Below are 11813 nucleotides of genomic sequence, written 5' to 3'. Positions count from 1 at the left end.
CGCGTGCAGGGGCCGACGTACACTGTCCCGGTGAAACTGAGCCGCGCGGTCGTCGTCTACTCGCTCCTGCGCCTGGCGATGTTCGCCGGCGTCTTCGTGCTGGTGTACCTGCCGGCGCGCACCTTCGTCGACTCGGAGCTGACGGCCGCGGTCACCGCGGGCTTCGTCGCCGCGATCGCGAGCCTGTCCCTCTCCTACATCCTGCTGAGGAAGCCCCGCGAGCGCATCGCGGAGGCGATCTACGAGCGCCGCAAGGACGTCCCGCGCGCTCCGACCGACGACGACGTCGAGGACGCCGCGGTCGACGCGACCCGCGACGACCGCTGAGCCGGGCGATCCCGCCGGCGAGGGCCCCCCTCGGACGCGCTGACCCCGCTCGCACCAGGCCCGGCACGCAACAGCCGGTATCACCCGAATCCGGCCCACCCGAGCCCGCCTCGTGCGAGCCGCCGCTCTAGAACGCCAGCGCCGCCCCGAGGATGATCGCGTAGGCGAGCCCGCCCAGGCTTGTCAGCTGCAGCGCCAGGATGAGCTCCTTCGCCGTCTTCGCCGTCAGGGTGATCAGGATGGCCGGCAGGATCATCAGAAGCACGAAGAGCGTCAGCCACGCCAGCGGGTAGAACAGCGCGAGGATCACCGCGATGCCGAACGGGATCAGCACGAAACCCGTGTAGATCGCGCGGGACACGGCCGGTCCCGCGAGCACCGCGAGGGTCCGCTTGCCCGAGAGGCGGTCGGTCGGGATGTCGCGGATGTTGTTGACCATGAGCACGGCGCAGGCGAACAGGCCCGCCGCCACGGCGCCGAGCCACGACTCCTGGTTGGTGCGGCCGATCTGCACGAACGTGGTGCCGACGGTGGCGACCAGGCCGAAGAACACGAAGACGAAGAGCTCGCCGAGCCCGAGGTAGCCGTAGGGGCGGCGTCCGCCGGTGTAGAACCAGCCGGCCGCGATCGCCGCCGCGCCGACGATGAGGAACCACCACTGCCCCGAGAGGGCGGTGAGCACGAGGCCGGCGACGGCCGCGATCCCGAAGAAGACCAGGGCGACGGTGAGCACCTGGCGGGGCTTCGCCGCTCCGGAGCCGGTCAGCCGCGAGGGTCCGACGCGGTTGGCGTCGGTGCCGCGCACGCCGTCGGAGTAGTCGTTGGCGTAGTTGACGGCGATCTGCAGGGCGAGCGAGACGGCCAGGCAGAGCAGGGCGCGCACCCAGTGCCAGCCCTCGTCGACGACCTGGGTCGCTCCGGTGCCGATGAGCACGGGGGCGACGGCCAGCGGGAGGGTGCGGAGGCGGGCGCCGGCGATCCACTCGCGGGGACCGGCGGGCTTCACGACGACCGTTCGCGGGCTGCCCCCGGGGCGGCCGCTGGAGGACTTCTTCTTGCGACTCGTACTCGACACGGAGGGAATCCTACCCACCGGCCCGTCGACGCTCGGAGCCGGTCAGGCCTGCTCGGCGAGCACCTCGAGGGCGCGGCGGTCGGGCTTCCCGGAGGCGAGGAGGGGGATGCGGCCGACCGGCAGCACGGCCGCGGGAGCGGCGGCGCGCCCGAGGCGGTCGGCGATCAGGGCGCGCAGGTCGGTGAGCGCGGGAGCCTCCTCCGCCGTCACGACGACCGGGACCTCGCCCCACTGCTCGTCCGCCCGCCGCACGACGACCGCGTCGGGGACGGTCCCCTCGCGCAGCACGGCCTCGACGGCGTCGAGCGACACCTTCTCCCCGCCCGACACGATCACGCGGTCGAGCCGACCGGTCACCCGGAGGCGCCCGTCGACGATCGACCCCGCGTCTCCCGTGCGGTACCAGCGCTCCCCGTCGAGCTCGAGGAAGGCGGAGGCGCTGCGCTCGTGGTCGATCGCGCCGTCGGCGTCGAGGTAGCCCTCCGCGAGGGTCGGGCCGCCGAGCAGCACCTGCCCGTTCTCGACGCGCATCCGCACGTCGTGGAGCGGGACGCCGTCGTAGACGCAGCCGCCGGACGTCTCGCTCGATCCGTAGGTCAGGCGGATGCGCGCACCGAGGGCGGCGGCGCGGTCCCGCAACGGCTGCGGCGTCGCCTGGCCGCCGATCAGGAGCGCGTCGAACGAGCGGAGCGCCTCGGCCGCGGCGGGATCGCGCTCGGCGAGGTCCAGCAGCCGCGCGAGCTGCACGGGGACCAGCGAGGAGTAACGCCGCTCCCCTGCCGGCATCGTCCGAGCGAGAGCGAGGAAGGCCGCCGCGTCGAAGCCGCCGGCCGGGAGGACGACCGGGTCGGCCTCCGCGGTCAGCGAGCGGACGAGCACCTGCAGTCCCGCGACGTAGTGGGTCGGCAGACAGAGCAGCCAGCGTCCCGGCCCGCCCAGCTCGGCGAGGGTCGCGGAGGCGCTGGTGAGCAGGGCCGCTGTCGAGAGCGCGACCCGCTTCGGCGGCCCCGACGAGCCCGAGGTCTCGACGACGACGGCGACGCGCTGGGGCACGACGGCCCCATCGGAGGCGGTCGCGGCGCCGGGGGCGGAGACGCGGATCGCCGGGCCGCTGCCGTCCAGGGCCGCGCGCAGAGCGAGGAGGACGGCCTCGACCGTCGCGTCGACACCGGCGAGCGGGCGGGTCACCTGCGTGCCCTCCGGCTCAGAACTGCCACGGGAACGGCGACCAGTCGGGCTCGCGCTTCTCGAGGAAGGAGTCGCGTCCCTCGACGGCCTCGTCGGTACCGTAGGCGAGGCGCGTGGTCTCGCCCGCGAAGAGCTGCTGGCCCACGAGGCCGTCGTCCACGGCGTTGAACGCGTACTTCAGCATCCGGATGGCCGTGGGCGACTTGGTGAGGATCGTCTCGGCCCACTCCACCGCGGTCGTCTCGAGCTCGGCGTGCGGGACGACCGCGTTCACGGCACCCATCTCGTAGGCGCGCTGCGCGGAGTACTCCCGCGCGAGGAAGAACACCTCGCGCGCGGCCTTCTGCCCGATCTGGCGGGCGAAGTACGCCGAGCCGTAGCCCGCGTCGAAGGAGCCGACGTCGGCGTCCGTCTGCTTGAAGCGCCCGTGCTCGGCGGAGGCGAGGGTGAGGTCGCAGACCACGTGCAGCGAGTGCCCGCCTCCCGCGGCCCAGCCGGGGACGGCCGCGATGACGACCTTCGGCATGAAGCGGATGAGGCGCTGCACCTCGAGGATGTGCAGGCGGCCGTTCCGCGCGGAGTCGATGCCCTCGGCGGTCTCGCCGTCGGAGTACCGGTAGCCGTCGCGGCCGCGGATCCGCTGGTCTCCCCCCGAGCAGAACGCCCAGCCTCCGTCGCGCGGGCTCGGGCCGTTGCCGGTGAGGATGACGACACCGATGCGCGGGTTCGTCCGGGCGTCCTCGAGGGCGCGGAACAGCTCGTCGACCGTGCGCGGCCGGAACGCGTTGCGGACCTCGGGCCGGTCGAACGCGACCCGCGCGATGCGGCCGGAGCGGTCGTGGTGGTAGGTGATGTCCTCGAGTGCGTCGAAGCCGTCGACGGCCGCCCAGCGGTGGGCGTCGAACAGTTCGGAGACCTGCGTGCTCATGCCACGACCCTACTGATCCGGACTGCACGGCGACTCGACACCGCCCGGGCAGACGGAAGGGGACCCCGCTGACGCGGAGTCCCCTTGCCGGTGCTCGCCCCTACTTGGCGGCGGAGGTGGTGCGGTTCTCGGCTGACACCATCCAGGCGTACTGCTCGAGGCTCTGGATGATCGCGTGGAGGAGGTCCGCGCTGGTCGGGTCCTCCTCGTCCACCTGGTCGTGGACCTCGCGCATGGTGGCGGCGGTGTTCTCGAGGCGGATCGTGACCAGGTCGACGGTCTCGGCGGTGTCGATCTCGCCGTGCGGGTACTCGGGGAGGGTGGTGGTCGCGGCGACGGTGTCGCTGCGGCCGTCCGGGATCCCGTGGAGGGCGCGCATGCGCTCGGCGATGTCGTCGCTGAACTCGCGCGCGGCCTCGATGATCTCGTCGAGCTGCAGGTGGAGGTCGCGGAAGTTCTTGCCGACGACGTTCCAGTGGGCCTGCTTGCCCTGGACGTGGAGCTCGATCAGGTCGACGAGGACGATCTGGAGGCTGTCGAGCAGCTCCTTGGAGGCCTTGAAGCCCTTCTCGGCGTTCTGACGGCGGCTGGTCTTGGCACCGGAGCCCGCGGGGGCTTCGACGTGGCGTTCGAGGGTGGTGGTCATGGACCGTTCCTTTCTCTTGCAGTGCCGGGTGCGGTGTCCCGCCCCGAGTCTGGCTTCTTCGGCTGGACGGCGCCCGCACGCGCGGGGTGCGCGCGCTGGGCGGGGCCCGTGGTTGCGGGGATCAGATCGTGGCGACGGATCCGGAGTCGACGCGGTAGTTCGAGCCGTTCACGAACGAGGCGCGGTCGGAGCAGAGGAAGGCGATCACGGCTGCGACCTCCTCGGCCTCGCCCCGGCGCTTCAGCTCCATGTACGGCCGCTCCTCGTCGAGGAAGGACGAGATCGCCTCGTCGACCGAGGTGCCCCTCTGCTCGGCGCGCTTCGACATCATCGCGTCGGTCATCGGAGTGCGGATGAACGCGGGGGAGACCGTGTTCACGAGCAGGCCCTCCTGCGCGTAGGAGCGCGAGAGGCCCTTGGCGAAGGCGAGGACGCCCGCCTTCGCGGCGCAGTAGGGCAGTTCGTCGTCGTAGGGCTGCACGGCGTCCTCGGAGGCGGTGAGCACGAGCCGGCCCCAGCCTCCGGTGCGGAGGTCGGGGAGGAACTCGCGCACGAGCCGCACAGGCCCGAGCAGGTCGACCTCGAGCGTGCTGGTCCAGCCCTCGTCGTCGATCTCGTGGAACAGGCCCTGCGCCCCCGTGACTCCGGCGCACTGCACGAGGATGTCGATCGCGCCGACCGCTCCGGCCACGCGGCGGTGCAGCTCGGCGAGCTGCTCCGTGCTGGTGACGTCGGCGGCGAAGGCGTGCAGACGGCCCTCCGGAGCGTCGAGCCCGGCCGCGGCCCGGTCCAGCTCCGCCTGGTCCTTGTCGGTGATCACGACGGTCGCGCCCTCGGCGAGGAGGAGCTGCGCCGTGGCCAGGCCGATGCCGGAGTCGCCTCCGGTGACGAGGGCGGTGCGGCCGGTGATCCCGAGATCCATGCTGAGGTGCTCCTTGTGGGTGCGGTGCGAGGGGGTGGTACCGGTCTACGCCCCTCGGAGCCGGCCCTCAACGGGTTGCGCGGACGCCGTCGGCGGGGTTACGCGCGGCCGACCTTCTCCGGCGCCAGCTCCTCGATGGTGATGGCCGCGTTGATCAACGCGAGGTGGCTGAGCCCCTGCGGCAGGTTGCCCCAGAAGGCCAGGTCGTCGACCGCGATCATCTCGGACATGATCCCGACGTCGTTCGGGACCGTGGCGACGAGCTCGTCCATCAGGGCGACCGACTCGTCGTGCCGACCGACGCAGGCCAGGGCGGAGGCGAGCCAGAACGAGCAGGCCACGAACGGGTGCTCCTCGCCCTCCATGCCGGAGTAGCGGAACAGCAGCGCGCCGCGGCCGAGCTCCTTCACCAGGGCGTCGATGGTGGAGATCATCCGCTCGCCGCGCTCGTAGCCGCTGGGCGCGTGCAGGAGCACCGAGGCGTCCAGCTCCTCGCTGCCCGGGTACATCACGTAGGAGCCGAGCTCCGCGGACCAGCAGTGCTCCTCGATCCACTCCCGGATGCGGTCGCGCTCGAAGCGCCATCGGTCGGGGCTGCCCGCGACCTGGCCGAGCTCCGCCAGGTGCACGGCCGCGTCGAGCGCCTGCCAGCAGCCCATCTTCGAGGAGGTGTAGTGCTGCTCCTCCTCCAGCTCCCACATTCCTGCATCGCGGTTCCGCCACAGGTCGCAGGTGGTGTCGGCGACGCGGGCGAGGAGCCGACCGGTCTGGATGTCGAGGACGTTGCCCTCGTCGACGTAGATGCGGCAGATGTCGAAGAGGTCGCCGAAGACGCCCAGCTGCAGCTGGCTCTGCGCTGCGTTGCCGGCGACGACCGGGCCGATGCCGGCGTAGCCCGGGACGTCGAACTCCTCCAGGACGGTCGGCATGGAGCCGTCGAGTCCGTAGAAGATGTGCAGGTCCGGCCCGTGCTCCTTGATCGTGCGGAGGAGCCAGGACAGCGCGGCGTGCGTCTCCTCGCGCAGGCCGAAGCGCACCAGCGCGTGCATCGTGTACGCGGCGTCGCGCACCCAGGCGAAGCGGTAGTCCCAGTTCTTGCCACCGTTGGGCGACTCCGGGAGCGACGTGGTCGCGGCCGCGGCGATGGCTCCCGTGGGCGAGTAGATCAGCAGCTTGAGCGCGAGGGCGCTGCGCTGGACGGCCTCGGACCACGGGCCGTCGTAGGAGAACTCCTCCGACCAGTCCTGCCAGCTGCGGATGGTGCGGTCGATGCCGCGGTCGACGTTCTTCGCGACCGGGAAGTGCAGCGGCTCGTCGTGCGTGGCCGACACGACCAGGACGTGCCGCACGGCGTCCTTCCCCGCGGTCACGACGAAGGAGCCCGTCAGCTCGTCGCCGGCGCCGGAGGGCGCGTCGTCGCCGTCGGGCCCGTGCTCCTGCCCGGTGACGCCGATGGTGATGTCTCCGGCGCGGATGAGCGAGCGGCCGTCGGCGTTCTGGATCCACGGGGAGAACCGGCCGAGTCCCGTTCCGGGACGCACGGCCCACCGCATCCGCACCTCGCCGTCGACACCGTCCACGCGGCGCGCGAGCTCGGCCCACGGGAGGCGGCCCGCGATCCCGGTGACGAGCGCGTCCGTCACGCGGACGGTGCCCGACTCGGTGGTGAAGGTGGTCTCGAGGACGTTCGTGTCGCGGATGTAGGCGCGCGAGACCTCGGCGGGCTCCTCGGGGGCGAGCTCGACGCAGCCGCCGGACTCGGCGTCGATCAGGGCGGCGAAGGCGGGGGTGGAGCCGAGGTCCGGGACGGGCATCCAGTCGACGCTGCCGTCCTTCGCGATCAGGGCGACCGTGCGACCGTCTCCGATCGCGGCGTAGTCGCGCAGGGGCCTGGTCGAGCGGGGTGCAGCCATCCCCTCACCGTAGGGCGCGGGCGGTGCACCGATTCGGGCTTGCGGGCGGACGGGCTTGCTTGTAGCGCCCGGTCAGGTCGTGGCGACTCCGCCGTACTCCTCGAGGCGGTCGGTGAACTCGCCGCGGTCCTCGTCCTGGAGGACCCCGTTCGCGTACCCCGCCAGGAACGCGCCCTGCGGGTCCGGCGAGAGGCCGACTCCGTCGAGCATGTCGGCGACCAGGCCGGTCGGATCGGCGTCGAGGTCGACGAGGCCCAGCTCGATCGCGGGCACGAGGTCGGCGGAGGAGCGGGCGGTGACGATCCAGAGCGCGGCCGAGGCCTCCTCGTCCGAGAGGTCGCCGTCGAGCTCGTAGCCCGCCTCCGACCACTCCTCGGGGGTGTCGGCCACCTCGACGTCGTCGAAGCCGAGGGGCGAGAGCGCTGCGGTGAAGCGGTCGACCGCCGCCTGCCTGTCGGCGTCGGTCGAGACGTCGGCGGCGGCGTACTCGGTCGCCGAGATGTAGTCGTAGAGGAGGGAGGGCCCGCCGTAGGCGTTCTGCGACTGCTCGTAGTACTCGTCGTCGGCCGAGGTCCACTCCTCGGGGACGGCGCCCTCGACGGCCGCGACGGCCTTCTCGGCACTCGCGCGCACGTCCTCCGCGGACGGCTGGCCGAGGATCGTCGCGGCGTCGCCGTCCTGGTAGCCGGGGTAGTCGTAGAGCGGATCGGACGGGTCCCCGCTGCCGAACGGGTCGTCCGTCGGGTCGCCGAACGGCTCGGCCGGAGCGCTCGTCGACGCGCTGCCTGCGGCGGAGTCGAGCGCGCCGCCCACTCCGACGGCGACGAGCGTGCCGAGCACGCCGGTGTAGACGACGCCCACGAGGAGGCTCGTGCCCAGCGCGATCCAGGCGCCCCTGCCGAGCGGGCGGTGGGAGGGGACGGAGCCCTGCGTCGGGCCCGGGGCGGGCGCGGGCGGCGGGCTCATCGGCATCTGGCTCATCGCACTCCTCCGGACTCCAACGGCAGCCTCGTCAGTCTGGCACCTCGGCGGCGCTCGGAGGTGGGACCCCGGGGGCTTGCGCGCGCGTCGCCGACCTCCTGCGCCCGGGTGGCCGCCGCGTCGCCCCGGCCGGTGGACAATGGCCGGATGGACGACGTCGTGCCCGCCTCCCCGCTCCCCTCCCTCGGCGAGATCGACGCGGGACTCCGCGTCGTCGCTCTGCCGCTCCGCACCCGCTTCCGCGGCGTCGACAACCGCGAGATCGCGCTCGTGCGCGGCCCCGAGGGCTGGACCGAGTTCTCGCCCTTCCTCGAGTACGGCGCGGAGGAGTCGGCGGCGTGGCTCCGGGCGGCGATCGACTACGGCTGGAGCGAGCAGCCGGCACCGCTGCGCGACCGCATCCCGGTGAACGCGACCATCCCGGCCGTCGCACCGCACGAGGTCGCCGCCGTGCTCGCGAGCTACCACGGCTGCCGCACGGCGAAGGTGAAGGTCGCCGAGCGCGGCCAGACGCTGGCCGACGACGTGGCCCGGGTCGTCGAGGTCCGCCGCCTGCTCGGTCCGGAGGGCCGGATCCGCGTGGACGCGAACGGCGGCTGGAACCTCGACGAGGCCGAGCACGCCGTCCACGCCCTCGCGGAGTCCGACCTCGAGTACGTCGAGCAGCCGTGCGCGAGCGTCGACGAGCTGGCGGAGCTGCGCTACCGGGTGAAGTACATGGGCATCCCGATCGCCGCCGACGAGAGCGTCCGCAAGGCCGCCGATCCGCTCGCCGTCGCCCGGGCCGGAGCCGCGGACCTGCTGGTCGTGAAGGCCCAGCCGCTCGGCGGGACACGCCGGGCGCTGGCGCTCGTCGCCGAGGCGGGGCTGCCGGCGGTGGTCTCGAGCGCGATCGACAGCTCGGTCGGACTCGCCATGGGCGCCGCCCTGGCCGCGGCGCTCCCCGAGCTGCCCTTCGACTGCGGACTCGGCACCGCGTCCCTCCTCGCCGCGGACGTCACGGAGCGGCCGCTGCGGCCGGTCGACGGCAGCATCCCCGTCGGCCGCGTGGAGGTCTCGGAGGAGCTCCTCTCCCGTCACGCCGTGTCGCCGGAGCGGCTCGCCTGGTGGCGGGCGCGGCTCCGCGACTCCTACGCGCTGCTCTGATCGTCGGCGGCGGGCGCCGCGTCCGAGGAGCGGCAGAATGGGAGCGTCGGCCGCCGGTGCCCGACGCGTCCCCCACCCTCGAGCATCGGAGCACCGTGAGCGCATCGACCGTCCCCGTCTTCCTCGACTGCGACACCGGCATCGACGACTCGCTCGCCCTGGCGTACCTCCTCCGCTCGCCCCGGGCCCGCCTCGTCGGGATCAGCACGGTCAGCGGCAACACCGACGCCCGCCGGGCCGCCGTCAACAGCCTCGGCCTGCTCGCGCTGGCAGGCCGCGACGACGTGCCGGTCGCCGTGGGGGCGCACCACTTCCTCGAGGAGGACTACGCCGGCGGATCTCCGCACGTGCACGGCGACGACGGCATCGGCGGGGTCGCGCTGCCCGAGGGCGGCGAGCCGGTCGACGAGGATCCGGCCGACCTCCTCCTCCGTCTCGCTCGTGAGCACGAGGGCGAGCTGCGGCTGGTCGCGATCGGCCCGCTGACGAATCTCGCGCTCGCCCTCCGTGCGCACCCGGAGATCGCGTCCCTCGTCCACTCGGTGACCGTGATGGGCGGAGCCGCGCTGGTCCCCGGCAACGTGACCGCCGTGGCGGAGGCCAACATCTGGCACGACCCTGCGGCCGCCGCCGAGGTCGTCGCGGCCGACTGGGATCTCACGCTCGTGCCCCTGGACGTGACCATGCGGCACCTGCTGACGGAGGAGGACCGCGCCGTCCTGCTCGCGTCGCCCGATCCCCTCGCGCAGGCCATCGGGCAGGCGCTCGACTTCTACTTCGACTTCTACGTCGGCCACTTCGGCGAGCGGACCGCCGCCATGCACGACCCCATGGCCGCCGCGATCGCCGTCGACGCCGTCGCCCTCACCTCCGCCCCGCGCGTCCACGTCACTGTCGACGCCACCCACGGCCCCGGCCGCGGCCAGACCGTCGCCGACCTCCGCGGCATCTACCGCGGCGTCCACCCCTCCGACGCCCGCACCCGCGTCGTCCTCGCCCTCGACGCCCCTTTCGCCCCCCACCTCATCGACGTCGTCACCGCCGTCTGACCCGCGCGGGGCCACCCGAAGTCCGTCCGTGCCCCCGGCCGCGACACGCCCGTTCCTCGATCAGCACGCGCCGACCCGGCGCTTCCGTACGCGGGAACTCGACAGGCTCGCTCCGAGCGTTCGTGTCAGGGGTTCTCGATACTCGCGCTGCTCACTACTCGATCAGCATGTCCCGTCGACCGCCGTCCCCCCGCCCTCCCGCGAAGCGCAGCTCCCCAGAACCCGACCGCGCAGCGGAGCGCTCCCCCACGGCGACCGCTCCCCCACGGCGATCGCGAAGCGGAGCCCACCCACCTCGGCGACCGCGAAGCGGAGCCCACGCAGACCCGACCGCGAAGCGGAGCCCACCCACCACCGCGACCGCGAAGCGGAGCACTCCCCCACGGCGACCGCGAAGCGGAGCCGTCCCCAGTGCGCGTCCTGGTGGGCGGTCGGCGGGGCCTGGTGGGGTCGATCGCAAGGCGGAGGCGTCGGGCGTAGCGGCGCTACGTTCGTCGCCGACAACGCCGCGAGCGGCCCCGCCAGGCCCCGCCGACCCGATCGCAAGGCGGAGGGGTCGGGCGTAGCGGAGCTACGTTCGTCGCCGACAACGCCGCGAGCGGCCCCGCCAGGCCCCGCCGATCACATGCCGGTGTCGAGGCCGGAGTAGGCGTGGAGTCCCTTGAAGAACACGTTGACGACGCCGAAGTTGAACATGACGGCGGCGAAGCCGACGATGGCGAGCCAGGCGGAGGGGGTGCCGCGCCAGCCGCGGGTGGCGCGGGCGTGGATGTAGCCGGCGTAGATGGTCCAGATGATGAAGGTCCAGACCTCCTTGGTGTCCCAGCCCCAGTAGCGGCCCCAGGCCTTCTCGGCCCAGACTGCGCCGGCGATGAGCGTGAAGGTCCAGAGGATGAAGCCGAGGATCGTGACGCGGTAGGCGAGGTTCTCGAGGGTGAGGGAGCTGGGCAGGGTGCGCAGGAAGCGGAGGACCGAGCGGGGGCTGTCGCCGGAGGATTCGCGGCGGGCCTGGAGGAGCTGGGTGACCGAGAGCGCGAAGCCGAGGGCGAAGAACGCGGTACCGAGGATCGCGACGAGCACGTGGATGACCAGCCAGTAGGACTGGAGTGCCGGCGGGAGCGGGACGACGGCGACGTAGTAGTTGACGGTCGCGATGCCGAGGAGCACCAGGACGAGGCCGGTGATGAACGCTCCGAGGAAGCGGAGGTCCCAGCGCAGCTGGACGGCGAGGAAGACGCCGATGATGATGAGCGTCCCGGTCATCGAGAACTCGTACATGTTCGCCCAGGGGACGCGGCCGGCGGCGACGCCGCGGAGGACGGTCGCGGCGAGGTGCAGCACGAAGCCGAGGAGCGTGAGCGAGAACCCGATGCGCATGGTCTTCGAGCGGGCGGGAGCGCGGTAGACCTCGTCCTCGACGCGGCTGCCGATGCGGGAGAGCGTCGCGGTGCGTCCGGAGCCTGCGGCGGCGACGGTGGCCTTGCCGCTGGCCGCGCGGTCGGCGGCGGCCGCGGAGGCGACGCGCTCCGCCTCCTGCACGACCTCGATCGACTCGCCGTCGGCCAGGGAGGCGCGGCGGGCGAGGTCGATCGCGAAGAAGACGAACGCCATGGCGTAGATGCCCATGGCGGAGGAGAG

Annotated in this window: 11 protein-coding genes; 3 read left to right on the top strand and 8 right to left on the bottom strand. The window is 73.0% G+C overall.

Annotation, left to right across the window (positions count from 1 at the left end):
• Positions 1 to 30: 30 nt before the first annotated feature.
• Positions 31 to 327 carry a DUF4229 domain-containing protein gene (locus C5C39_RS10495; RefSeq protein WP_104239140.1) on the top strand — a complete coding sequence of 99 codons (297 nt, stop codon included), beginning with the start codon at positions 31 to 33 and terminating at the stop codon, positions 325 to 327.
• Positions 328 to 454: 127 nt separating this feature from the next.
• Here the strand turns inward: C5C39_RS10495 and C5C39_RS10490 are convergent, their stop codons facing one another.
• The 7 genes from C5C39_RS10490 to C5C39_RS10460 form a co-directional block, all read right to left on the bottom strand.
• The gene (locus C5C39_RS10490) at positions 455 to 1402 is read right to left on the bottom strand and encodes a 1,4-dihydroxy-2-naphthoate polyprenyltransferase (RefSeq protein WP_374953687.1); all 948 of its coding nucleotides are present in this window, start codon (positions 1400 to 1402) and stop codon (positions 455 to 457) included.
• A 42-nt stretch (positions 1403 to 1444) separates the two neighbouring features.
• A complete protein-coding gene (locus C5C39_RS10485; RefSeq protein WP_181133624.1) occupies positions 1445 to 2590 on the bottom strand; it encodes an AMP-binding protein in 1146 nt (381 codons plus the stop codon).
• 16 nt (positions 2591 to 2606) lie between these two features.
• The gene (locus C5C39_RS10480; protein WP_068255374.1) at positions 2607 to 3518 is read right to left on the bottom strand and encodes a 1,4-dihydroxy-2-naphthoyl-CoA synthase; all 912 of its coding nucleotides are present in this window, start codon (positions 3516 to 3518) and stop codon (positions 2607 to 2609) included.
• Positions 3519 to 3618: 100 nt separating this feature from the next.
• The gene (locus C5C39_RS10475; protein ID WP_104223596.1) at positions 3619 to 4164 is read right to left on the bottom strand and encodes a Dps family protein; all 546 of its coding nucleotides are present in this window, start codon (positions 4162 to 4164) and stop codon (positions 3619 to 3621) included.
• A 121-nt stretch (positions 4165 to 4285) separates the two neighbouring features.
• Complete coding sequence (locus tag C5C39_RS10470; protein ID WP_104266734.1) at positions 4286 to 5086, bottom strand: SDR family NAD(P)-dependent oxidoreductase; 801 nt, start codon at positions 5084 to 5086, stop codon at positions 4286 to 4288.
• A gap of 98 nt (positions 5087 to 5184) precedes the next feature.
• Positions 5185 to 6999 (bottom strand): glycoside hydrolase family 15 protein, encoded by a 1815-nt coding sequence (locus C5C39_RS10465; protein ID WP_104353341.1) that lies wholly within the window; start codon positions 6997 to 6999, stop codon positions 5185 to 5187.
• Between the two features lie 72 nt (positions 7000 to 7071).
• A complete protein-coding gene (locus tag C5C39_RS10460) occupies positions 7072 to 7980 on the bottom strand; it encodes a hypothetical protein (protein ID WP_104353340.1) in 909 nt (302 codons plus the stop codon).
• Positions 7981 to 8127: 147 nt separating this feature from the next.
• On the opposite strand from C5C39_RS10460, the gene C5C39_RS10455 reads away from it, so the two are divergent.
• Both C5C39_RS10455 and C5C39_RS10450 read left to right on the top strand, forming a co-directional pair.
• Complete coding sequence (locus C5C39_RS10455; protein WP_104353339.1) at positions 8128 to 9126, top strand: o-succinylbenzoate synthase; 999 nt, start codon at positions 8128 to 8130, stop codon at positions 9124 to 9126.
• 95 nt (positions 9127 to 9221) lie between these two features.
• Entirely contained in the window at positions 9222 to 10175 is a 954-nt protein-coding gene (locus C5C39_RS10450) for a nucleoside hydrolase (RefSeq protein WP_104239146.1), read from the top strand.
• A gap of 621 nt (positions 10176 to 10796) precedes the next feature.
• Here C5C39_RS10450 and ccsB read toward each other — a convergent pair.
• The gene (ccsB, locus tag C5C39_RS10445; protein WP_104249832.1) at positions 10797 to 11801 is read right to left on the bottom strand and encodes a c-type cytochrome biogenesis protein CcsB; all 1005 of its coding nucleotides are present in this window, start codon (positions 11799 to 11801) and stop codon (positions 10797 to 10799) included.
• Positions 11802 to 11813: the final 12 nt, after the last annotated feature.

Source organism: Rathayibacter sp. AY1F3 (assembly GCF_002931975.1).
Classification (GTDB): Bacteria; Actinomycetota; Actinomycetes; order Actinomycetales; family Microbacteriaceae; genus Rathayibacter.
Note: the sequence above shows the minus strand (reverse complement) of the source record. Positions and strands in the feature narration are given on the sequence as shown.

What these genes read in the sequence shown, in the direction of transcription:
- C5C39_RS10465 (WP_104353341.1), bottom strand. Translation starts at nt 6,999, where the DNA reads ATGGCTGCACCCCGCTCGACCAGGCCCCTGCGCGACTACGCCGCGATC.
- C5C39_RS10455 (WP_104353339.1), top strand. Translation starts at nt 8,128, where the DNA reads ATGGACGACGTCGTGCCCGCCTCCCCGCTCCCCTCCCTCGGCGAGATC.
- C5C39_RS10460 (WP_104353340.1), bottom strand. Translation starts at nt 7,980, where the DNA reads ATGAGCCAGATGCCGATGAGCCCGCCGCCCGCGCCCGCCCCGGGCCCG.
- ccsB (WP_104249832.1), bottom strand. Translation starts at nt 11,801, where the DNA reads ATGGGCATCTACGCCATGGCGTTCGTCTTCTTCGCGATCGACCTCGCC.
- C5C39_RS10480 (WP_068255374.1), bottom strand. Translation starts at nt 3,518, where the DNA reads ATGAGCACGCAGGTCTCCGAACTGTTCGACGCCCACCGCTGGGCGGCC.
- C5C39_RS10470 (WP_104266734.1), bottom strand. Translation starts at nt 5,086, where the DNA reads ATGGATCTCGGGATCACCGGCCGCACCGCCCTCGTCACCGGAGGCGAC.
- C5C39_RS10475 (WP_104223596.1), bottom strand. Translation starts at nt 4,164, where the DNA reads ATGACCACCACCCTCGAACGCCACGTCGAAGCCCCCGCGGGCTCCGGT.